The organism is Paenibacillus sp. J22P169 (assembly GCF_059691995.1).
In genome coordinates this window covers 117,641-140,945 of sequence record NZ_JCAUAO010000004.1, presented here as the reverse complement: position 1 = coordinate 140,945, position 23,305 = coordinate 117,641, and the positions used below count along the sequence as shown (strand labels likewise).

Annotated in this window: 23 protein-coding genes; 4 read left to right on the top strand and 19 right to left on the bottom strand. The window is 47.1% G+C overall.

Features of this window, described 5'->3' with window-relative positions; all coding sequences use genetic code 11:
* Positions 1-10: 10 nt before the first annotated feature.
* The 13 genes from AC58QG_RS20860 to AC58QG_RS20800 all read right to left on the bottom strand — a co-directional run bounded on the left by AC58QG_RS20860 (position 11) and on the right by AC58QG_RS20800 (position 15,310).
* Positions 11-412: a GPW/gp25 family protein gene (locus AC58QG_RS20860; RefSeq protein ID WP_497364051.1), complete on the bottom strand. Its 402-nt coding sequence runs from the start codon at positions 410-412 to the stop codon at positions 11-13.
* Between the two features lie 17 nt (positions 413-429).
* Positions 430-1,155 carry a phage baseplate assembly protein V gene (locus AC58QG_RS20855; RefSeq protein ID WP_497364050.1) on the bottom strand — a complete coding sequence of 242 codons (726 nt, stop codon included), beginning with the start codon at positions 1,153-1,155 and terminating at the stop codon, positions 430-432.
* Positions 1,155-2,243, bottom strand: a complete 1,089-nt coding sequence (locus tag AC58QG_RS20850; RefSeq protein ID WP_497364049.1) for a phage late control D family protein — start codon at positions 2,241-2,243, stop codon at positions 1,155-1,157. Before AC58QG_RS20850 ends, AC58QG_RS20855 begins: the two co-directional genes overlap by 1 nt.
* Before the next feature lie 4 nt (positions 2,244-2,247).
* Positions 2,248-2,874: a CIS tube protein gene (locus tag AC58QG_RS20845; RefSeq protein WP_497364048.1), complete on the bottom strand. Its 627-nt coding sequence runs from the start codon at positions 2,872-2,874 to the stop codon at positions 2,248-2,250.
* Positions 2,875-2,941: 67 nt separating this feature from the next.
* Complete coding sequence (locus AC58QG_RS20840; protein ID WP_497364047.1) at positions 2,942-7,939, bottom strand: hypothetical protein; 4,998 nt, start codon at positions 7,937-7,939, stop codon at positions 2,942-2,944.
* Positions 7,940-8,018: 79 nt separating this feature from the next.
* On the bottom strand, positions 8,019-8,468 hold the full coding sequence (locus AC58QG_RS20835; RefSeq protein WP_497364046.1) for a phage tail protein: 450 nt from the start codon (positions 8,466-8,468) through the stop codon (positions 8,019-8,021).
* A 17-nt stretch (positions 8,469-8,485) separates the two neighbouring features.
* Positions 8,486-8,659 (bottom strand): DUF6760 family protein, encoded by a 174-nt coding sequence (locus AC58QG_RS20830; protein WP_312886413.1) that lies wholly within the window; start codon positions 8,657-8,659, stop codon positions 8,486-8,488.
* A 20-nt stretch (positions 8,660-8,679) separates the two neighbouring features.
* Positions 8,680-9,051: a phage tail assembly protein gene (locus AC58QG_RS20825; RefSeq protein WP_497288639.1), complete on the bottom strand. Its 372-nt coding sequence runs from the start codon at positions 9,049-9,051 to the stop codon at positions 8,680-8,682.
* Positions 9,052-9,148: 97 nt separating this feature from the next.
* Positions 9,149-9,583, bottom strand: a complete 435-nt coding sequence (locus AC58QG_RS20820) for a phage tail protein (RefSeq protein WP_056612231.1) — start codon at positions 9,581-9,583, stop codon at positions 9,149-9,151.
* A gap of 41 nt (positions 9,584-9,624) precedes the next feature.
* Positions 9,625-11,358, bottom strand: coding sequence for a phage tail sheath family protein (locus AC58QG_RS20815; RefSeq protein WP_497364045.1), 1,734 nt, complete (start codon positions 11,356-11,358; stop codon positions 9,625-9,627).
* 126 nt (positions 11,359-11,484) lie between these two features.
* A complete protein-coding gene (locus tag AC58QG_RS20810; RefSeq protein ID WP_497364044.1) occupies positions 11,485-12,288 on the bottom strand; it encodes a peptidase associated/transthyretin-like domain-containing protein in 804 nt (267 codons plus the stop codon).
* Between the two features lie 13 nt (positions 12,289-12,301).
* On the bottom strand, positions 12,302-12,880 hold the full coding sequence (locus tag AC58QG_RS20805; RefSeq protein ID WP_497364043.1) for a Pvc16 family protein: 579 nt from the start codon (positions 12,878-12,880) through the stop codon (positions 12,302-12,304).
* A gap of 225 nt (positions 12,881-13,105) precedes the next feature.
* Positions 13,106-15,310, bottom strand: a complete 2,205-nt coding sequence (locus AC58QG_RS20800; protein WP_497364042.1) for an ATP-binding protein — start codon at positions 15,308-15,310, stop codon at positions 13,106-13,108.
* Positions 15,311-15,462: 152 nt separating this feature from the next.
* Between AC58QG_RS20800 and AC58QG_RS20795 the strand changes: the two genes are divergently transcribed.
* Both AC58QG_RS20795 and AC58QG_RS20790 read left to right on the top strand, forming a co-directional pair.
* Complete coding sequence (locus AC58QG_RS20795; protein WP_497364041.1) at positions 15,463-16,575, top strand: GGDEF domain-containing protein; 1,113 nt, start codon at positions 15,463-15,465, stop codon at positions 16,573-16,575.
* A 288-nt stretch (positions 16,576-16,863) separates the two neighbouring features.
* A complete protein-coding gene (locus tag AC58QG_RS20790) occupies positions 16,864-17,514 on the top strand; it encodes an SOS response-associated peptidase (RefSeq protein WP_497364040.1) in 651 nt (216 codons plus the stop codon).
* Between the two features lie 40 nt (positions 17,515-17,554).
* Here the strand turns inward: AC58QG_RS20790 and AC58QG_RS20785 are convergent, their stop codons facing one another.
* From AC58QG_RS20785 to AC58QG_RS20775, 3 genes are all read right to left on the bottom strand, one after another.
* A complete protein-coding gene (locus AC58QG_RS20785) occupies positions 17,555-17,977 on the bottom strand; it encodes a DUF1284 domain-containing protein (protein WP_497364039.1) in 423 nt (140 codons plus the stop codon).
* The gene (locus AC58QG_RS20780) at positions 17,974-18,549 is read right to left on the bottom strand and encodes an NUDIX domain-containing protein (RefSeq protein WP_497364038.1); all 576 of its coding nucleotides are present in this window, start codon (positions 18,547-18,549) and stop codon (positions 17,974-17,976) included. Before AC58QG_RS20780 ends, AC58QG_RS20785 begins: the two co-directional genes overlap by 4 nt.
* A 456-nt stretch (positions 18,550-19,005) precedes the next feature.
* Entirely contained in the window at positions 19,006-20,418 is a 1,413-nt protein-coding gene (locus AC58QG_RS20775) for a hypothetical protein (protein WP_497364037.1), read from the bottom strand.
* A gap of 149 nt (positions 20,419-20,567) precedes the next feature.
* Here AC58QG_RS20775 and AC58QG_RS20770 point away from each other — a divergent pair, with 149 nt between their 5' ends.
* Complete coding sequence (locus AC58QG_RS20770; protein ID WP_497364036.1) at positions 20,568-20,783, top strand: hypothetical protein; 216 nt, start codon at positions 20,568-20,570, stop codon at positions 20,781-20,783.
* 62 nt (positions 20,784-20,845) lie between these two features.
* Here AC58QG_RS20770 and AC58QG_RS20765 read toward each other — a convergent pair whose 3' ends face one another.
* Both AC58QG_RS20765 and AC58QG_RS20760 read right to left on the bottom strand, forming a co-directional pair.
* Positions 20,846-21,922, bottom strand: coding sequence for a polysaccharide deacetylase family protein (locus AC58QG_RS20765; RefSeq protein ID WP_497364035.1), 1,077 nt, complete (start codon positions 21,920-21,922; stop codon positions 20,846-20,848).
* 97 nt (positions 21,923-22,019) lie between these two features.
* Complete coding sequence (locus tag AC58QG_RS20760; protein WP_497364034.1) at positions 22,020-22,712, bottom strand: polysaccharide deacetylase family protein; 693 nt, start codon at positions 22,710-22,712, stop codon at positions 22,020-22,022.
* Positions 22,713-22,743: 31 nt separating this feature from the next.
* Here AC58QG_RS20760 and AC58QG_RS20755 point away from each other — a divergent pair, with 31 nt between their 5' ends.
* Entirely contained in the window at positions 22,744-22,959 is a 216-nt protein-coding gene (locus tag AC58QG_RS20755; protein WP_497364033.1) for a hypothetical protein, read from the top strand.
* 67 nt (positions 22,960-23,026) lie between these two features.
* Here AC58QG_RS20755 and AC58QG_RS20750 read toward each other — a convergent pair whose 3' ends face one another.
* The gene (locus AC58QG_RS20750; protein ID WP_056612190.1) at positions 23,027-23,287 is read right to left on the bottom strand and encodes a YqkE family protein; all 261 of its coding nucleotides are present in this window, start codon (positions 23,285-23,287) and stop codon (positions 23,027-23,029) included.
* Positions 23,288-23,305 lie beyond the last annotated feature (18 nt).

Below are 23,305 nucleotides of genomic sequence, written 5' to 3'. Positions count from 1 at the left end.
CATCCTCTTTCTATTTTGAACCTTCAAATAAATAAAACGGGTAGACTTGGTTAAACAAGTTGTTCGTTGTACGTACCTGATAGGCAATATGAATCATCACTTTAGCGGGATCATCCATTTCTGGTATGGCTTTCACTTCAACCTCGTGAACCCGTGGCTCCCAGTTCCTAATGGCTTCTTCAATATTACTTTGGAGCAAATGTAGCGTCGTATCGTCGGTTAAGCCGAAAATAAATTCCTGAACACCGCATCCAAAGGTTGGACGCATCACGCGCTCCCCTTGCGTCGTTCCCAAAATAACGCGAATCGCTTCTGCGATGTCTTCCTCATACTCGGACATTCGGATTCTTCCTGTTGCAGGATCCACCTGAATCGGGAATTTCCAGCCTCGTCCCAAAAATGCTTCCGACATCTCGCCACGCCCTCTCGCTAATTGATTTTGACCATACTGCCTTTAATGTTGATGATCCCGTCGGACTTCAGATCTAACGTAGCCCCTGCCTTCAAAGCCATCGTTGCAGAAGCTTCTATATTAATTTGTGTTGATTTAATTTTAATTTCCTTCGTGCTTTCAATGCCGACCTCGCCTTTGGCGTTCAAGGTGATCTTGGACGTTTGGCTAACGACCGAAATTTCATTCGCCGAGCCGCCCTTGATCAAAATCTTATTGTTCCCACTGTCGTCAGCGATGGAAATACTGCCATCTTTATCCTTGAGCTCAATGATTTGGCCTTTCTTCGTCTTCAATGTGATGCTTTCATCACCGCTTTTATCATTAAAAGAGAGCTCATGACCTGAGCGCGTTTTAATCTTACGCAAATCATTTTTCTCAGCGGGGGCAGGTGGCATATTTTTGGGATTCCATAGCATGCCAATTACGAAAGGCATCCGCAGCTCCCCTAGGTGAAAAGCAACCAACACCTCATCGCCCACCTCGGGGATAAAAAGACTGCCCATATCCTTACCGCCCATTAGCGTCGCAATCCGGACCCAATCCGTCTCCGTTTCGGTTTCTTGCATGGGAAGCTTGAGCTTCACTCGCCCCATTTTATCGGGATCGTTGTTATTCGTTACAACAGCAACCATGACGCCGCCAATTTTCTGACTGGCAAAATCGGAGATTCCTCCAATGGTAATATCGGGAGTTTTGAACATTAGACCGCATTCCCTCCCAGCTGAAACCGAGTTGTATATCCTTCATCATCAAAAATGTGGGTTGCCCCCGTAATATAGTACGGCTGGTCGAACGTCTTGCCAACACCACTGAGCTTAATGTAGCGCCCTGCGCGAATCTCTGGAATGCCAATACATTCGCCACTACCGCTTACAAGCTTCATGGCACGGCGATTCAGAATCGCATCCGCGTAACTTTTTGCTTCCTCTACGGAGGTCACATTCGTATACATATGCTCGACGAATTCACCTTTTGAGGCCAAAATATCCTTGCCCGTCTTGCTGTTGGAACCGAGCTTTGTCACGCTGGCAGATTTGCCTTCAATGACTTTTAACTCTTTATTATCCCAAGCTCGAACCGTTACGCCCGTAATTTGCTCGGCTAGATTGTGATCTATCATTAAACTGCGGAGCGTCTTCCCCATTTCCAGTGTCATCACGGCCGTCATTGCCGTTAATGGCTTACGGAAATATAAATTTTTCCCCACCACGAAAAAATCATAGTTAACTAAATTTGCTAAATTTTGAATGAAGTGATAATCATTAATTTGACTCTGTGAAAGTGCCGGAAATTCCGTTGTTGTTGCATCCACATGTGTTTTGAAGCCATATGTCTTGGCGATTTCTTCCACGACATCACTATATTTCTTCTTATTCCAAGAACGAGACTTCGTTCCCTTCATCATCAAATAAGAAATGTCCATCCCGCGTACCACGAGGCCAGGAGCACCGTCTTCAGGAAAATCCACAACTACGGATGTAATTTGGCCCGTAAAGACAGCGGTAAATTTGTCTACATAACCTAAACCGATATCAATGGCTTTACCTAACGAAAAGGTAGATAGCCATTGGAATTCATTTTTTGTAATATCGTAGGCATTCGCTACACGAAAAGAAAAGGAGTCCGCCGTTCCATCGATGGATGTCTCTACGCGCAGATTATCTAGTGCAATATCATCCGATAGCTTGGTGCCGTCTACTTTAATATCATAGTACGGGGCATAAAAGTCGCCGTACTTTTTGGCCAAATCGTCAAAGGTAAATGAGCTTGTATCTAGATCTAAGGCCATGGGCTTAATCCAACCTCGGAACTGAAATGCGGCGTCCCGTGGTCACTTTCATTGGATTATCGATCCCATTCGCCTTAGCGATTTCTCGCCATAGCGTTGGATCTTCGTATTCATTGGCAGCAATCGTCCACAGTTGATCCCCTTGATTTAGCATCTTTAACTTCGTTCTATCCGCTGAATGACGTGGAATTTGCTTCAACTGATCTTTCTTGCTTAGTGTGGATTTAAATGTCACTTTCAGCTTAGCTCGAACCGGAACTCCTGTATCTAGGAACATCGTAAAATGCTGATTCACATTCACGACGACACCTTTGAAATCCAAGGAACCCCAGACAAATCGGCAAAGCGGCGGTGCATGGATCTCCTTCTCAACATCGAGAAGACCTGAAATCTTCGTCGTAAGCTGACGAACGTCCGTCCCTTTTTCGTAGGTGTCAAAATAAAAATCCATCGTTAGCGACGTTGTTCCTCCACTTACGAATTGCGCAATTGGCATGGACAGACCCGGCACTGTTTTCCAAGAATAGCTGTTGCCGGTGTCGAGCGTATACTCGCCCGGATTGAACATCACTTGCACATTTTCTGTTTTGCTGCCTTTGTGAACAATAATCATTGCTTTCTTGAGCGCCATGGGTTTCCGTCCTCTCTGCCATTATGACTATATATTTAACGTTATTAACAATTCACATAATTACTAATCATACACCACGTCGTTGCCGCTCGAACTTCATCTTTTTCTCGATTTCGCGGTATACCTTCTCCGCAATCTTAGCGATATCCAGCTGTGGGAGCTGCTTAATCAGTTCTTGCAGCTGCTCTTCACTTAGCTCTGGTGGTGTCTGTTCGACTGGTGCTGCTAGTGATGTTTCTTGATCTGCGCTGGCTTTGGTGCGCAGCCAATCCATTTCAAGTGGTGTATCTGCAAGCTGGCTAGTTGCTGCTTGTTTATGCTCCAGCATGCTGATTGGTGATGCGAACTGCTCTTGCCTTGCAGGTGTAAGATGAGACTGCATAGGCGCGCCTTGATGACTTGCGCCGATGGCGGGTGGCTGCGTTCGGGACTGCAGCATGGGCACGCTCTGCGCGAGCGTGCCTTGAGCGTCGGCGTTGCCTTGTGGGCCGCCGCCGGCTCTTGCTTGCCGCTGCACCTGCGTGGGCAGCGGCTTGGTTAATGCAGCAGCAGCCCAGCCTTGGCTGCTGCTGTTTGTGAGGCTGGCGGCGCGCTGCGCGACAGCTGTTGGTGCTGCGGCTCTGCCAGAGGCAGCCGCAGCCGTGCCCGCAGGAGCAGCGCGAAGCGCTCCTGCGCTGCTCGCCAGCAGCGGCATGACACGTGGTGTCATGCTCGCGTTCTGGCGAGCACTTGGCGCGCGTGCAACGCGCGTGCCTGTCACTACCTCTGCGGCAGGCGAAGCGGCCGCAGACTCTAGAGCTTGTGCGCGCTCTTCTACCTGCGCGCTGACCATAGCCCTTATGGTTTGCTCCGCCGAATCCACTTGGAAGCCATTCGCTTCCAAGTGGTTCTCCGAACCACGATCATCCCTCTTAGGCTCGCGCTCGCTATCATCGATGATAACTCGTCTCTGAAGGTGCTCGGCCTGCATCTTAGACCAAGTTACACTGCTGCGCTGTGACGCTTCCAGTTCGTCACTCCTTGGATTAGAACCTTGTCTACTGCCATCTTGGGTTACACGATCAATTAACTGCCTAATTCTCGTCTCACTTGCTCGTTGAATGAGCTTTCCAGCACTTGTGCCTCTTAACAATTGTCCCCGATTCGCACCTTCCAGAGCAGAGTTCGCTGATCTTACTCCTCTAGACTCATTTGTTAAGATAAATCTCTCATTCCCGCTTAGCTCGTTACCAGACGATAGTTGTCCAGGACTTTTCCGAAGAAATTTATCTGTTGTACTAGGTCGACCTAGACTATCAGTAGTTGCTGGATTAGTTCTTCTTGCTTGAATACCATTCTCGATCCCTGATGAACGTTGAACGAGCTTACCAATTTTACTAGTCTCTCGCGATTGCCTGCTACTATTTTCAAATTCAGATGACCGTTGTATACGCTGCCCACGCACAATCTCTCTTGGTTGTTGACTCGTCTGCGTGTTCATATCTCCATCTATTACTAGGCCAGTTTGCTTGGAATTAGCAAGAACTGAACGCTGAAGCTCCTCTTTTACAGTGTCTCTATTCACCTGTATCTGATTTGCCATTACTGAATGCTGTTCTGCCACTTCGCCTTTAACGAATTCATGTGACTGTACCCTACTTTGCGGGCTTCTGCTTTGGTTGTCGTGCTCTCTGTCACTTGACCATTTCTCTTGAAGCCTTTGCTCCGTCACACTTGATGGTTCAACCGTTTGAGCATGATTAGGATGATCGGTAACACTTGCTCGTCTAGTTACTGTGCCATCCTCTACTCGCCCTGCTCGGAGTGTTAACTGCTTTCTCTCCCATGCAGAGTTTGAACGGGATACCGTAGTACTTCCCTCACTTGTTGCTGAAGAAGGTTGTAATTGGGAGCTAATCGTTGTTTGTTGTGAAATAAACTGTCCTAAATCAATCTTGCGCTGGATCGTAGCTCGCTGCTCTCTCACTCGATTAACGCGCGACTGACTTCCAGCTCTCCTAACCATATCCAGAGCTGAAAGACTAGCAGATTTACCATTAGGAACGCTAGTTGTTTCATGAAGGAATAATTCATTCCCAAGCGATCTTATATCACTTGATGCCATATCCCCACTACTTCTCCTGCTCTCAGTCGACGGTTCTGTTGGAACATCCCTAAATCCATCTTGAACTAAAATAGCTGGTCTAAGTAACCTGCGTTGAAGATGACGTGGTCCATCCGTAGCCATAGCTTGATTACTTGATTTCACATAAGTCATGCTGCTTTGTGCTGCCTTCGTAGCAATCTCAGCAGCTAATGTTTGTTTGACCGTCATCCCTCGCGAATTCGAATTTATATTATCTTCAGTGAAGCCTGGCTGTGAATGTCCTGCAAGACCGTTCGTACTTGCTTCAGATGGACGATTAGAAGATCGAAACAAACGCGCAACTTCTCGGCTATCTCCACTTCTTTGCTTGGCTGAGCTAGGAATTAAAATTCCTATAGAGCGAATGCTTTCATCTGCAATTCTAGCTGCAATTTCTTCTGCTAATTCCCCTGCAGGTCGCTTGTTCTTCCCCGCTAGCGATTGGCTCTCCGGCTGATCTTCTTGCGTTATCGGGAGTAGTTTATCGCTATCAACTTGTCTGCCATGCAAAGCAGCTGTATGAAGGGTTTCATCCGCTTGCACCACAGGCTTCTTCTGAATTACACTTTGGGCTATTCCTTCTGATCGTCTTTGCTCCTGTTTTAGGCTTTGGTTTCTAAGTTTACTTGTTGATTTAGTTAGTACATCTGTGCCTATATCAGTCTTTTTAAAATTATTCGAACTAACACTATTTGTACTCCTAATGAAGAAATCATCAGAAGAGGGTTGTCTTTGTATGGTAACGAGTTGCTGCAGCCAGCTCTCGTTGCTTTGAATTTTCTGAGCTGGGCGTCTCTTCTCCATCTGTACAGGCTTTGTATACACCTGACTTGGATAGGCTGTCACAACCTCAACTCGTTTGGAAGCTGCCGCATCCTGTTCCGGCACTTGAATTGGCCCAGGTTCAGGTATCGTATTCTCTTGTTGTAATCTAACATCAAGAGGACTTGAAAGGCGTTCATTGGTTCCATTAACCGTTACATTCACCGGTTCTGGAGTCGGCGGAATGACCCCGCTATTTTTGCGTGGTCTTCCTCTCTTTCGCTTGACGGGTTGTTCAATGGGCTGCAGAATCAATGATTCTGTTAAGCCATCTCCCTCTGTTACTCGTTGCTCTTCTTGCGTATTGTGCTGTTCTTTTCCTTGTTGCAATTCTAGTCCATACTGTCTTTGCGCTTCTCGTTGTTCAACCTGTTCATAACGCTCACTTCTAGCTTGTACTTGCTGTCTTTCTTGTCTTTCTTGTCTTTCTTGTCTTTCTTGTCTTTGCTGACCTTCTTCTTGAAGCCGCTGTTGCTCAATCCCTTGCAACTTACTGGACTCAGCTACCTGTAATCTCAATTCATCACGCTCTAGCTGCAGTCTTTGGACGACTTCCATCGTTCCAGTGCCTTGCTCTTGCCAACCATGGGAAGATGCCTGTCGCTGCGCCGCTTCCTCTTGCCCACTTATCTTGCGCCATACTCTTGTCGAACTGGAATCAAATTCTCTTATCCCACTGCGACTAGGACTAACCGATCTCGCCGAAGCATGCATCGATCTAGGTAAACGCGACGTTAGACTCGCAGCATTAATCGCCATTGGCTGCCCACTTACGGATAGGAATCCTTTCGCAAGTGAAGATGTTTTTCTACTTACGCGTGAAGCATCCTTAGCCTCATCTTGGTCAGCAGCAGCTTGCTTTTTAGCTTGCGCATCCTGACCCTCAACGTGTTTGAGTAATAAACTGCGGATAAATCGAACCGTACCAGGAGACGACTCTTCCGAGAATGGACCCTCGCCCAGCTTCAAAGACCTTTTAGCTCCAATTGGCTTATCCTCTATAAAGTTTGTTCCTAGCACATCAGCATTACGACCGATAGGTGAACCTGACTGAGACGTTCCTCTATGACTGATTGGTGTCTGTGCTACCTCTTGCAAGACCAGCTTAGCGACCTTCAAAAGCGATGGCGCTGCCGGCCGACTTGTCTGCTCAGACGCTTGAGCTCCGATTAGATTATCTTCGCTCAGCCCCAAAATCAGCTTCCCAGCCTGGAATTGTTCTAACCAAACGGACGTGTTCCGAATCGCATCAACATGCCCAGCAACGTTGGAATAATTGGCTTTACCCGTTGTGTTTCCGTCACTATTAATTGGTCGAGTTGGGCTCAGACTATTCCCGTCACGCAATGCTTGTTTATATAGTAATTGTAATGTTTTCTGCTGAATGTTCGTTGTATGACCTGTATGTTGAGCGCCATTCACCATTGGGCTCGGTTGATTCATCTTGCTGCTCGTAGAATGAGCTAGCATACCTATCGAAGCAACGAGCTGCCTCATCGAACGCTGAATAATCGGTGAATTGCGTTTATTAACGACGTTAATTCCTGCTTGTACAGATTTCACATCAACATCTTTAGCGACATGAACGTTTGCTTGTTGCATCAGGCGTTGAGCTTCTAATTCCTTGTCTTTCTTGCTTTTACGTCCTCTCTTTTTCTTGACTGGCATATCGGCAGATGCTGGCGCCGGTTCGGAGGACAAACGTTCGACTTCTTGTTTCTTCTCTTCTAAAAGGACCTGCTTCGGCAGACGATAGCCGCTTTGTTCCACTAACTTCTGTATGTGTTGAATCGTTTGTTGCTTCGTGATCAAATGTGCAGATTCTGGATGCTTTAAGCTCTGCAGCTGTAGCTGCAATTGTAGGATCCATGCACGATCACTTGGGTTCTGAATGGATGCTAACTCTTTGTCAGTTAATAATCCCTTACCTTTAAAAATAAGAGCAAACATGCCTAAATAGTTATTCCGATCGAATCCATACTTTCCCATAATACCAGAAGCAAATTGCTTCGCCTGACGAGAAGTCTGACCGACAGTTGTGGTGCGCTGACCTTCAGCAAAGCGTAACGAACCCTTTTTCTGCTTTCCACGGGGTTTATGCGATTGTCGAGATTTCATGAACAATCCCCCTAAAAGTTTTGCTTTAGCAAAACTAGCATCGTAAGCACATGCTTATACTAGTACTTGAGTTTCCTACTTATTTCTTGAAAATCGTCTTCAACCCCGCGTGCACTAGCTCAATCGACTCAATCGCGACATTCGCACTGCTCGCATTAAGGTCCGGCCCGTTCCACTTCACGGGAAATGCACTTGTAAATTCCCAACGGCACATTTCTTTACCTTCAACATTGTACAAAAGAATAGAGCCATTCTTACGACTAATTTTGCCTTGAGCAGCGTTGTTGTACCAATCCCATAACTCGCTGGAATTACTGATGCCTCTTTTGAGCACGATGTTCGGGTACTTCGTATGTTGGACCATGTAGTGTGGATGGGTGTTCAAGCCACCTTCCCAATACGGCTTTACTTCGATCTCAGACTTCATGCCTGTCACCTCGGAGAAACCCCCGACGATTAGTCCATCAAGCTCAACGAGAAAACGAAAGTTGCCGCCTACATTATGCAATTTGGATGGTTTAGTTGCCATTGCTTGTTACTCACCTCTTACCGAAACACATCAAACGGATTGTCTGGCTGTTTTTTGCCTTCTTCATTCAAATTGCGGTTGATGCGGGAAATCTCCTCGCACCACGTGCGGCGTTCACGGTGTTCCATGGACATAATTTCATCATGTGACCAATGAAAGTAGTAAGCGATAAAGCCTACTTCTTCATATATTTTGTCAATGGGATAGCCCGTTACGCCATCTCGTCCAAAAAAGACACATCCACATCAAACTCGTGCTCACATTTTGGGCAACTCGTATGAACCCTTGGCACGTCCATTTCGTTAATTTGACGGTAAAAATTTTGTAGGAATGCAAGATCTGCTGTGAAGAATTTCTCAACAACACGTGTATCAATTGCACGCAAATCACCTAAATTTGTAATGACACGAGTAAGCAGGATGATGGTTAAATAGCCTGGGTTTTGCTGAACACGTTGGTCACGCATGGGTAAAATTTCATCCGCAGCTGTCGCTAAACGCATGACACCTCTTTTGTGAAGCGTACCATTGTCATCCACATACCCTCTAGGAAGTTCAAATTCATATTCTGTTTTGAAAGCCATGTTGTTGCTACCTCCTTGACAATAAATTGTTCTATTTTAACAAAAAGAAGAGTTAGGAACCGGAGGTATTCGCTCCGGCACCTACTCTAGCTGAACATTACTTCGTACGTGTCATACCTTCATGAGCAAGCTCCAAGCTCTCGATGGCAACTTCGTTCCCAGTCCCTTTGAAGCTAGGTGCTGAGTACTTGGATGGCCATGCTTCGATAACCTGCCAAGTTGCAACATCTCCGCCCTCTTCGTTGATCGCGATAATCGTGACCGTTTTGCGGGAGATTTTGCCTTGAATGGACTCTGACATCCAGTTGTACATATCCATGGAGTCTGTAACTCCCCATTTCAATGAGATGTTACCATATTTTGCAAGTCCCGGAAGCTTCCGAGGCGTGATAGTTTCGTTTCCTTCACGGTATTCAATTACCGAAAGGGAAGCATCAAATCCAGAAATTTCGCTGAATCCAGCTTGCTGAATACCTTCAACTTCAATTCTAAATCTAAAATTGCGGTATGGATCCCTACGTTCGCCAGCCATAGTATACCCCTTTCCTAATATGCGTAATATCTAACGTTAGACTATTCTTCTCTTGTTTTCTGAGTAATGCGGAAGATCACGAACTCGGCAGGTTTCACCGGTGCAACCCCGATTACGCAGATGAGTCGACCATTATCGATGTCATCCTGTGTCATTGTGCTGCGACCAATATTGATGTAGAACGCTTCAGAAGGACTTCCGCCCATCAAAGCACCATCTCTCCATACGCGCGTTAAGAACGCATCAATCGTCCGCTGTACACGTGCCCAAAGCTGTTCGTCATTCGGTTCAAAGACAACCCAGTTTGTGCCGTTCTTGATGGACTCTTCAATAAAGATGAACAAACGTCTAACGTTCACATATTTCCATAAACCGTTCGACGATGTTGTACGAGCACCCCAAACACGAATACCTTGTCCAGCAAAATGACGGATCAAGTTAACGCCTTGTGGGTTCAGAATATCTTGCTCGCCTTTGTTATATTGGCAATCTAGGCCAACTGCACCGCGAACGACTTCATTTGCAGGCGCTTTTTGCACGCCACGAGATTGGTCGGAACGGGAGTAAATACCAATGACAGAGCCAGATGGCGGTATGTAAATATTGCGTTTGTCTAATGGATCAAAAACTTGCAACCATGGGTTGTACATAGCCGCATAAGAACTGTCAAAGATGTTGCGGTGTGTCATAACATCGGCAACTTTGGTTTTCTCGCGTGGAATATCGAGAACTGCGAAGCGGCTGCCCAAGTTTTCACAGTGCGCCACAAGGGATAATTGAACCGTCGGCTCAGTTACTCCTGGAATCGCAATGATGGACACAACATCGTTATCGATGAAGGACTGAATCCCTGTACGTTTACCAGGACCACGATCAACACCCATGAAAATATCAGGTGTTACATTCGCGATGGAACCGTTGCTGCCGCCAGACAATGCGATTTGGAATTTGCCAGTTGTTTCGTTCTCGCCGGAAAGCACCTCGAAAGGAGCGATTGCGCCAAGATCTTGACCTTCTGTCAAATCCTTTACCGTAATAATGTTTGAACGGGAAATGATTTTCTCAATGTGATTTGCTGCCGTGATGTTCAGGGATACCTTCTCATACGTTTCAGCTTCGTCACCGTAGAACACGTGAAGTGTAAATTCACTTGTCGTCAATACTTTAGCTGGCAGTAATCCGCTATCAACAACATCACCTTCAAGTGCCACAGACAGCTCGATAATGTTATCTTGGGAAGCGACTACTTTGCTGTATTGCTTCGCGCCTGCTGCTTCAAAAGCAACTACGTCGCCAACGTTAAAGCCAGCATTGTTTTTCACGCGATATTGTGTTTCGCTAAGCACTTCATAGATTTGCGTCTTGGCTTTGCTAGCTGGCACAACAACGAGACGGACTTGGTTCCCCCATGTTCCAGGGTTCTTGGAAGCAATCTCAAGAATTGCTGATTCTTTATTCGAAGCCGCTTTGTTCGTTGCTACTTTCGCGTCAGTTGGCGCTACACGCATAACGAAACAACGATTACCTCCGTTTAAGTAGAAATGCTCTACCGCATAGGAAAGGAAACGATATTCGCCGAATTCATTCTCGGACAAGTAGCTACCGAATAAACGGTGGAAATCAGCTACGCTCGTAACCAGTTGAGGGACACCTTCAATTTCCCCTCTTTGCGCAAGCCCTATAAACCCGGCCGTACTTGTGCTTGCACCTTCAAGCGGTTGTGCTCCGCTGTCAAACTCTTCCACATAGACTCCAGGTGATAAATAGTCAGCCATTGTTCCCCAGTTCTGTCAGTGGCACTGCTTACATGAAAAATAAAGCCACAGACATGAAACCAGTTCTCTCCTTTCTGCTTGTCATTTTTGTATAGAAGATGGACGTGTCCATTCTACTAATTAGGGTTACGAGAGACGTATTGTGCCAAGATTGGTGGTTGTTCCTTCAGCTACTGCGAGATCCTGGATAGTGTGCTTGCCGTCGGTCCCATACGAAATGACTAACTCCGTAAGAAACGTTGGAATCCGATTCCCACGAAAAGCAATAGCAGCTTCTCCACGCTCTGTACTTCGGGTTTCTTGCACAGGCAGCAGCATAGCGCCACGCGAATACGATTTGGTTAATGGCGTCGATAGTCGAAACCGCTTCTGGTGCTCCAGTACTTCGGAAATCCGAATGAACTCCTCCGACGCTTGAGAACCTCTCCCACGCAGCAGATACACATCGCCAGCCACAATGCCTCCTGTAAATGAGCCTAAGGTCATTTCAATTGCGCCTTTGTCTGCTTGATCAACCATTAAACGCGCGCGCGCGCAGTCCTCCGTCAGCACGGTTGACTGTAAGTGAGCATCGCGAATCGGAGCACCTGCAGCATTCTGCAGCATGACTCGAATAAGTCCTGCTCCTTGAGAAAATGGGTACGATGGTAATGGTTTCATTTGGACAACTTCAATAACATTATGTGTACCAACAGAGATGTCTTTCCATGCCTGAAAATAATACTCGCTATGTACCGTTAACCGGTATTCGCCAGGGGATAAATCGTTGAATATATAGGAACCATTCGATTTGCGAATTGCTTTCGAACGGGTGCCTTCTAGGTGAACTGTGGTCTTGTTGCCAAGAGGAGCTTGAGAGGTGAGTGCGTCAATCACACACACAACCAGGGAAACTCGGGATCTCAATTGTGATATTCGAATCTGATCCACGGGTGGAATCCTCCTAACCTTGAATACGAAAATCGGTTTCCGAAACCCTTTTTGTTGTTTTGATACGCGTAGAGTCAATATGTACAGGCCCGACCGTATAGGCGACTGAGAGTCTGTATGGGGTGTCCGAGAAATTCCACATATTCATAAGGCTTTCACCTTTGAAAGGATCCATGACGATGCGAACTTCTTCATCTTGCTCAGCTAATGTGCCTACCGTCATCGAACCCCGAAGGATAGAATGGTCGTAGAACACCTGCATGGCTCTACCTAGAATCCGATGCTCATCCAATGCTCGGGATGAGAGTTCAGCCGGCGATTGCACGGTAACTAGATAGCTTAGATCGACAACCATAGGAGGAAACTGAATTTCGTTCGTCCCTCTAGCAATCATATGAGTTTGACGATTGTTGCCGCTCTCACGAACATTGTATAGATAGAGAGAAAGATAGAAGTCACCTTTATCTACAGGTGATGCAAGACCAATCATTTCTGGTTGCGGAATGGGATCTGGGGTCATGTTTTCTCTAAGTAGCTTTACTAAAGATGCACTTACATCTGCGATGACAGAATAATTACCTATGAGTGTCACTTCCTGCCTCTAAATACCTATAAATCTTGTAAAAAAGATGCTTAAACTGTCACATTGTGTATCTTTTTCTATTATAAATGTAAACCTTCAGGTTGACTATAGGATTCAAGTATTTATTTGTGCTTTTTGTCCCAGAAAATGGCGATATTTGACTGAAAAATGGTGTATAAAACCGACAAAGGACAATCTCACAAAAAGTTGTAAGATTGTCCTTTGTCTACTGTTTTAGTAATCCTCCCACTCTTGTCGTGCGAGGATTTTACCTGATTTCTGGAGCTCATGCCGGATCGACTTGATAATATGCTGCATCCGGATAGATTCGCCTGATTCCGCCGCCAAGAAAGCAGAAGAGAGGACGACATTCTTGATATTCCCCCCTGCAATCTCGTAGCGCTGGGCGAGGTATTTGAAATCAACATCATCGTTAAGCGGCGCTGCTGGAGGAAACATAGATTGCCAGATTTTCTCGCGATATTCGCTATCCGGAAATGGAAATTTAATGACATAATTGATCCGCCTCAGAAAGGCCTCATCAATGTTATTTAATAGATTGGTTGCGAGCACAGTGATACCCTGATATTCCTCCATTTTTTGGAGTAAATACGCAGTCTCAATGTTCGCATACTTATCGTGTGAATCTTTCACCTCGGAACGTTTACCGAAAAGTGCATCCGTCTCATCGAAAAACAACACCGCATTACTCAACTGTGCTTCTTCAAAGATTTCGTGCAGGTTCTTCTCGGTTTCACCGATGTATTTGCTGATCACCTGGGAGAGATCCACCTTGTATAGCTCAAGCTGCAAATCCCCAGCTACGACCTGCGCCGACATCGTTTTCCCTGTGCCCGGCGGCCCAGCGAAGAGCATGCTGAGCCCTTTGCCGTAGGCCAGCTTCTTCTCGAAGCCCCAATCGCTGTACACGACGCCGCGATATTTCACTTGATTGCACGCATTGCGGAGCTGATCCTTCTGCTCGGGTGGGAGGATCACATCCCCCCACCCATAGCGAGGCTCAATGCGCGTTGCCTTGCGCTCCAGCTTGTGCTGCACCTGCTGGTAGCATGCCTTATACAGCGCGTCGCTGCGCAGCGACGCGCCTGAACTGCCCTCCCCGGCAGATGCCATCTGCCAGGAGGAGTACCCGCGCGCGAGCGTGAGTGCGCGGCGTATTTGCCCAGGGGTGAAGCGGAATTTGCCGCTCATCACCCGATAGTCCACATCGCCAGCGACGCCGAGCTCCTGCGCGAATGCCTGCCAAAGGCGCTCGCGTCCGCCTTCGTCCGGCACGGCAAGTTCATGCTCAAGGAGCAGCCGCTCCTTGGGCTTCCAGCTTAGCCGGTTGAACCGCCCGGCCAACAAAAACACCATGCCGCCGTAGCCGCCCAGCAGCTCGTGAAACCGCCCGAGCCGCTGCTGCGCAGCCAGATCCGGCTCTGCGGGGTAAAGTACCTCCAGCCGTGTAAAGCACAGCACGGCTTGATGAAGTATCGCTTCGCGTATAATCGCGCTGATCTGATCTTCAAAACTTGCCGCATGGAGCTGTACATCTGCGAGATCTACAAGCAGCAGCGGCTTATTGAAGGAGCGGCAGAGATGCTTCACCTGCAGCTTTTTGCCAGCGCCCGCATTCCCCCATAGATGGAAAGCAAGGCGTTTGCGCTCAGCCACGGGCGCCTCATACACGTCGGCAATAAAGCTGCGCAGTCGCTGCTGAAAATCTTCTTGGACAAGCAATGGCGAGATCTCATCATCCGGATAGGCGATCTGTACCGCTGGTTTGAGTTTGGGATCTAACTCGCCCGAATCTAGCAGGAAGGTTACAATCCGCTTATCCAACAGCAAAGGTCTGGACAACAACGATTGACCGCTGACGACCAGTGCGTCTGGATGCAGCACATAGCGCGCCAATCTGCCGTCCGGTGCCATGAAGGTCGTACGCGCAGCCCGCATGTCCTCCGGACTTTGACAAGCAATTTGCAGCGCCAAGCTAATATTAGGCGTTTTGCTAGTTAAATCGTCCAACAAAAAGCCGAAAATACGCTCATATTTCCGATCCAATTCCACAGCCAGCCCCAGCATGACGATTCGCTCTTCTATGGATGAAAAGCCGAAGATGGTAGACAAATAAGCCAAAGGCAGAAAAACGCCTGACTTACGGCTGTGTGCAAGGCGACTCGCGATTGCGCTGTCCAGCAGCTCTATCATTCCTAGCAGCTCTTGCTCGTCCTCATCGATCTCTTCATCACGACTGAATCCGCCAATAAGACGAATAAATTCGTCCTCAGATACAAACATACCGCGGAATGAATCCGTCTGCGGATCAGGCGTAAGCTTTTGACGGCGCTTATAGAGGAGCTCTAGCTTTTTATCTAGTAATTGAAGCTCGTCCTTATAATGTTCCCATGCATGCACATACCCTTGAGCTGTCATAGGCCTCCCCAATGACTTTATATATTTTTTCAAACGAATCGATCAACATGATTAATAGCTTGCCTAAAGAGGGGGTTATTCTTTACAATATCAGGATAAGGCACAAATCATTTCGACACCTACTGCCCTGAAAGGAAAGTGGCCTCCTTTTGATGGAACAATTTCCAGCACATGATCCAACTTGGAATCGAAAACTCATTCGAATGTTATGGTGGATCCTCATCATTTATGAAGTAGCTGCTACGATTGCTCTATGCTTTGAGATCAGCGAGCAACCGTCGAATTGGTTTAATAGCTTTATGCGTTTTCAACTTGTTCCTACATGTTTGCAGCTTCTTCTTATGGGCTTAGGTTATTTGGCTATGCACTATTTAAAGTACTATAGAGAGTTTATCATGATCATATGGACCATGACCATGGTTAGTATATTCATCCTTTGTATTCCTGAAATGACACGCAGTTACGAGCTGCTCAGTATGCCTGTATTGTTAGCTTCGATTTATTTTCAGAAAAAATATGTTATTTTCGCCTACTCTCTAGGTATCGCTTGTTTACTCTTTCTGCTGCTCACTCAGATGACTAGAGGACAAACAACGAATCCCTACGAAATCATTGCATCCCTCACCATTCTAACCGCAACATCCATGCTTTGTTTTGCCATTATGGGCCGTGGGCTCGACCTGCTTGCCCAGCTTAAGAATTCGGTCGTACGCGAGCAAGATCTGCTGATTCGCAATGTCATGATTGACCGTCTTTCCAAAGTTGATGCGCTTACTGAGCTCTTCAATCATCGTTCTTTTCAAGAGCATACGGACCACCTTATTTCACATATGCCCCATGATACACCTCTCGTGCTTGCCCTAATGGACATCGATAACTTCAAGCTTATTAATGATAATTATGGTCACTGGGTTGGCGATGTTGTGCTCAAAACCATCGGTGGCCTTCTCAAAGAAGTACTTGGCCCGGATGATATGTCTTTCCGTTATGGCGGAGAGGAGTTCGCCGTGCTATTCGTAGGAAAATCGCATCAGGAAGTACTAGATATTTGCGATAAAATTATGGAAACCATACGCGATACCGTTATTCCAGAAATGCCGGATCAGAAATTGACTATGAGCATTGGACTCGCGACCTATAATCGAAATACGATGAAAAAAGCGTGGTTTCAGCTTGTGGACGAGTGCTTGTACACGGCTAAGCGCAATGGCAAGAACCGCATTCACGTGCATGCTGCAGACATTCAAATGCAGGCAGTTGAATAAGAAAGCCTACGAACCCAAGAGCCAATTGCTCTTGGGTTTTTCATTGGAAGCTTCCGTGGAAAAAAGTGTTAAGCCTCATACATGAATTGGTTGCATTAGGAAAATAATGATAATAACCACTTTCGAGGCCATTCGAAGATGAGCGACCGCGTCTAGAAGTGGAGAGACTTTGGTCTCCGACCAAAGATCCCTATATATGGTAGGTTTTATCGCCAATAAGCAAGCGGTTTTCGGAAGCCGAAAACTTAGAGCTTACTTATGTGGTAACCAAAATTAAATGAGGTGATAATGATGTGTCATTCCATAGCCATACTGGCTGATGTTCACGAAGTCATGAAGCAATTTCGCGTCGATAAGCTCTTATCCTATAGCTCCAATCGGTATGAGGTGCGTCCTACTGAATCTGTTTCTGCTGTAATGGTCAATCGCAAGGGAGAGCGCCTGTTAGATGAATTCCGTTGGGGACTGATGCCTTTCTGGGCCAAAGATGCTGTCTGCGGTGAACGCAATTCGATTTTCTCCAACATCGTGTTCGAGCGCATTGTCAAAAAACAACGTTGTATCATCCCCTGCAGCAGCTTCTACGTGGGGATAACGGAGGGCAAGGAGACGGAGTGGATTCGTTTCAAAATGCGGAGCGGAACGTTCGGCATTGCGGGGCTCTACGATATTTGGCAAGCCCCTTCTGGTGGTGAGGAGCTGCGCACGTGTATGATGCTTATGACGGAATCCAACTCCGTCGTCTCTCCGTACCACGCAAGTATGCCAGCCATTCTTGATGAAGAACTCATGGAGAAGTGGCTGCAGCCCGACCAGAAGGACAGCCGTCAGTTAAGATCTTATCTGCACCCCATCGATGAGATGCGGATGGTCGCCAATATTCTTACATCCCCAGCTGAGAAGCTGGAGATGGGTTCCGATGTAAGTATTTTTGTATAAGTGAGTAAAAAAGAGGACTTGCGCCTAGGCGCAGGTCCTCTTACTTTTTGGGTACAGGCGGCAGGGCGCCACCTTCTCCTATTATTCGTACACCTTCCGCACATACTCCGTATGGTTCCCAACGGCATGTCGCACAGAGGTTGCTGATATCTGCCGGCTTCACTTCAAGAGCAACTTGCCCGCAAATGGCAGACCAAGTCCTCTCCATTCCTACCTCCAGGCCAAGCTTGGCAACGATCTCTGCGTCACGCTGATACACGGTCCGATTCTCGCAATGCGCAACTTGATCCTTCGGAAATTCCGCGCACAAATCATCAGGTCCGAGCACGACGCGAATCATCGTATCCGGCTCTGTACGCAGCTGTTCGTAGACCATCGTCATATTCTCACAAAACGCTGGGGAATAGCCCATTCCTCGGTAGCCTAACAAACAGAGCAAGTGATGCCCGCGAAGTTGGATCATACGTTGTTAACCCTCGGCACCCGGTACAGTCCGTATCCAGCCATTGGTATGGCTGGTTCTTTGTCCTCAACGAGGCCGTCCCCTTTGGAATGCAAGGCTACATCAATGAGCCATTTGGTGAAATCAGCTACTGGCATCGCAGCCATTTCTTCTAGGCTATAAAAGCCTGCCGCATCTACCTCCACGCCATCCGGCTGAGGGGTTCCCCCGATGTACGACATTTCGAAGGCGATGTACACATTATGAATGCTTCTCGGCAGATCACGCACCGCAACCAGACGTGAAACGGAAGCCTCGACGCCGCATTCTTCCATGACTTCACGCACAATCGTATCTTGAATCAGCTCATGCTGCTCAATATATCCTCCCGGGTTCGTCCATCGCCCTTTCCCTGGTTCTTGTGCTCTGCGCACGAGCAGAATCTTCTCATCCTTCATCACCAGTGCACCGACACCGATGCTGTAATTGCCCCAATGAACAAAACTACACGATGTGCAGGCTCTTCTCTCCGTTCCATCCACATCACGCGTCTCCATGGCAGCTCCGCAGCTACTGCAAAATTTGACTTCCATCTATCCCAGCTCCCTTGGTCATCCATCATCTATATGCAAGCTTACTTCGAATGATGGACAATAGGCAACTCCATATAGCCGCGTTGACTGGCCGTTTCGCGTGGATTTGGCGTAGGATGCGTCGCATGCGTGAGGATATCGCTGATTTTCACCTAGAACCATGCATACGGCTAGTGTGGGCTGGCATCGCATGCATGGCATGGCGGCCAAAAATGTAAAAAGGCATCAATTTTCAGTGTAAACAGCTAAAACTAGCCGGATTAGTGCAAAAGTACATCAATTTGAGCCAAAAAGGTACCAAATGGCCGAGTGTCGCCAGAAATTGATGCCTTTTTGCATTTATTTCAGATGGAGAGGTTCGTCCGATATAAAAAGATGCACTTTTGCATTTCCCATCTACAAAGTAGAAAAAGAGGGCCCCGCCACACCCATGGCATGCTGGCCCCTTCTGCAAACCTATACCAAAAACATCGCCACAATCGTTGTCACAGCCAACCCGATGAGCACAGGCTTCAGGTTCCGCCGCGCGAGCTCGAACGGACTCACACCGCAGATCGCCGCTGCTGGAATGAGCGCCCACGGGATCAACGTCCCGCCGCCGACCCAGATGGCGGCTACTTGCCCTAGCGCGGTCAGCACCGCTGCGCCGGAGCCAATGGCGGTCGCGAACAGCTGCGCGATGGAGCCCGCCAAGGAAATACCCGAGAAGCCCGAGCCGTCGAGGCCGGTAATCGCGCCGACGACGGTTAACGTCACGGCACCAATGGCCCCATTCAGCGGCACGACACCAGCGAGTGCCACGCCTAGATCGTTCACGATGCCGTGTGAACCTTCTGGCAATATTTTACCGAATAGCTCCGTGATCGCGGAGTCTCCTAAATAGAAGAACGCCGCAATCGGGATGACGGGTCCGAAGACTTTGAAACCAAATACAAAACCTTCAATTAAATACGAGGTGATTTTCTCCACGCCCGCATTCCGGTGAGCGATTAATGTAACTGCGATTAAGATAAACACCGCTGTACCACCCACGAGAGCGGTTGCATCGCCACCTTGCAAATTCAAGACAAACATGGCAATGACATCTAAAGCGAACAGCACAGGAATTGCGATGGCTAGACTCCGCTTTAAACGCTCTCCGATCAGCACTTTGCTCTCTTCGTCAACAGAAACAAGCCCGCCGCTTTCCTCTAATCGGCTATCGATGAGGCCGCTGCGCCATTTGCCATTTTTCATATCGCGCCGCATCAGCCAGAAAGCTGTAATGGTCGTAACAAGCCCCATCACAATGACGAGTGGAATACTCGCTTCCATCACGGAGGATACCGGCAATCCGGCTGCATCCGCTGTCAATTTGGGTGCCCCTTGAATAATGTAATCCCCAGACAGCGCAATCCCATGTCCGAAGAGGTTCATCGCCATCGCGGCACCGAGTGCCGGCAAACCAACGCGAACAGCAACTGGCAATAGCACAGCGCCTATCAACGCAACCCCAGGTGAAGGCCAAAAAAACCAGGACGTCACCATCATAATGATGCCGATACCCCAGAACGCTAATGCTGGCGTTCTCAGAAACTTGGTCAGCGGTGCCACCATCGTTTCATTGATCCCTGTACGAATTAAGACGCGACTCATGGCAACGATAATCGAGATGATCATAATCGTACCCATCAACTCTTTGGTTGCATAAATAAAACTGTTAAACACTCCGGATACAGAGCCGCTCAACGTTTCCGTTGCTAGCAACCCTAGTGTAAAAATACCCACCACACAAATCATCGTCGTATCTCTGCGTTTAACTAGAAGCGTAAGAATAAAACCTATGAACACTAAATAGACCCAATGAATCGGTAAAAGTTGAATATCCATCCTGCACCACACACCCTCTCAGCCCAAGCAGCAATTGGTGCTACATACTATGCTCGGCTAGGCGTAGGCGTTCGTCTAAATTCGGGCATTTTACCACCTTGTGGTACAATAATAAAAGTTATTTTAACGATGTAAGGGGAGAGTCGTACATGGCAAGAAATCAACGTTTACATACAGATTCAGATTTTCAGGAGGTCATTGATCGACAGGGTGTTGTTCGTATTTTCAAAGATGACCATATCGTCGATTCCAATGCCGTTATACTACGGTTCAGTGATACGACAGTCGTTGTGCAGACACGCGTCAGCGATCTAACCTATTATGATCGCGCAGCTTGTGAGTTTTTTGAGATGAAAAGAAAATAGGGCTCCTGCTTCGTGAACAAAAAAGAAGCCGCTTCAATGCGGCTCCTAGCTTTCGTTTCACTTTATTTTTTATGATATAATTTCATTTTCCACATCAAATCATCTTCTGACATATACGCTGTGCCTGCATGAACTCTAAAAATCTCATTACTTCCTTTGGTATTGATTCCCTCTTTGGTCGTAAAGAAAAGTTCAATTCCCAATTCCTTTCCTACCTCAATGACAGTGTCATTATAGGCACCAAAAGGAAATGCAAGCAGACGATACTGTGGTCCTAGCTCTTCCTCAATACGGTTTTCGGCCGTTAACAGATCCTGTTTAATTCTCTTGCGGTATTCAGCGTCGTTTTCTAATCTCTTTTCATTTTCCAAATAAATGGGATTTGTAAGCATTGGCATCAGTGTATTGCCAGAACCCGCCTTGACTTTATCATGGTGATCGTATGTATGAGAGTAAAAACTCATCCCATTCTGTTTCATTTCTCTCATCTGATCCCATGTTAAACGTGGTGCCTTAGGATGATCTATAGAATCAACAACGATAAATTTAGTAGCATGGAAACCAAAGCTAAGTAATTCGGGATACGCGTGGGTATAAAATGATTCATAGCCGTCATCAAATGTGATTAAAACCGCATTTTGAGGAACCTGAGCCTCGCTCTTCATGAAATGAAGAAAATGTTCCATGGAGATGACATTGTAATCTTCTTTCTTCAATCTTTGCAGGTGACTTTTAAATCTTTTTGGGGAAATAGTAATCCCGTTTTCCTTTTCATCAATGTGATGATAGGCCAGTACAATGACTTTGTTCGTATAATGAACCTTTTGTTTACTATAATCTGCTTGATTAAAAGCTAGCGCATTTACTTGACGCTGTTGAGGTTGTTGCGTTTCGAATTCTAGTTGCTGTACTACTGGTTTCACCTCTTGCTTGACTTCTTGTTCTGCAGCTAGTTCCGCTAACGGTTCATAAGATGGCACAAGATGTTCTTCACTTTTCACTTGTTCTGGACTAAGGGTCTGCTCCAAGGACTTCGGCGATGAGTTAGGCAATACAACATAGAGACAAAATAAAACGCTAGTAACTAAAAGAACAGTAAACGCCAAATTCGTTGGATTTTCCAATTTCAGTCCATTCATGCTGACAACAACCCCGTAGATGAGATAATAATAAATTACGAAGATAGTATCATGAAAACGCTTTCTTGTAAACTATTTATTACACTACTTCCCCTTCCTATCCGTTAAGTTCCATAGAGGCAAGCTGTACGAAATGGAAGCCCGCTTGTCGTAGCGCCGGAATCGCTTTGATGACACCCTCCGCTGTATCTTTCTCGGGATGATTCATATGCGCAAGGACGATGGAACCGCTCGGAGCCTTCGTGAATGCGTTGTACACTTGCTCCGTGTTATAAGTCGCTCCAGCGTCGCCAAGCACCGAGTACCCAGCTAGCTCGAAGCCAAGATCATGAGCAACTGATATCGCAACCTCATCGTAAAATGCCGTACCCGAACGGAAAAATGCGGGCCTTTTCCCCGTCAGCTTTTCAATCTGATCCGCATTGTCATTCATTTCATGAATGGCTTCTTGGACATTCTTCGTACCCGCAATACCGTAGGCCAGCTTGCCTGTCACGGATAAGGGGCGATGTTCGGTGCCATGATTTTCAATCTCAAACAAGGGGTTCGCGGCTAGCGCTTGAAAAGTAGACGGATTCGCAGCAATCCATCTTGCATTGATGAATAACGTAGCTGGAATCTGCTCCTGAATTAAATACTGGATCAACTTCTCATCGTAGCCACTGCCTTCCTTCCCGCCGCAGGCATCAAAAGTTAGGGCAATGACTTTGTCTTTCGTTTGTAGCCGCGTTTTCACACCAGCGACACGCTCTCCCCACTTCGTTGGTACAACAGATGTATACCGATCCATCAGTGTTTTCTCCAACGATGCGAAGGCCGTGATGGCCTCAATATTTTCAGTTTTAACTGTTGCACTATCGGATGCAGGATGGGAGAAGGTCGTTGGGACAGGTGACATTGTTGGGCTGCTCTCTGGTATTGTTACTGTTGTGTTCACAGAGGGCGCGACTGATGGAACAAGTGTTGGTGTTGATGTCGAGGTTGTAGTCCCTGTAGATGTAGATGTAGATGCAACCGCCAATTCCACAGAACTCTGATCCACCTCGCATCCTGTAAGCGCTAACAATGAACTCATAAAGAAAAGGAGGCACATCGTGCGCCCCCTCATTTATGTTTCCGCCAATCTAATTTGCTTTTCTCCAGCTGATAGGCAAAATCGTTTTCAAGACGCTTCTCTTCCGCCTTGCGAGCCGCCTCTACTCTAGCTCTCTCTGCATCCTTCTTCGCTTGCTCTTCCGCTTTCATCGCGTCAGCCTGGGCTTTGAGTCCTTCCAATATTTCCGGTCGCAGCAGATCCTTCAGTGTTGCGGGTTTATCTTGCACGCTAGCCGCAGCTGGCGTAATCTTTGCTTTCTTTTTCACCATAATAAGGTCACCTCGTCT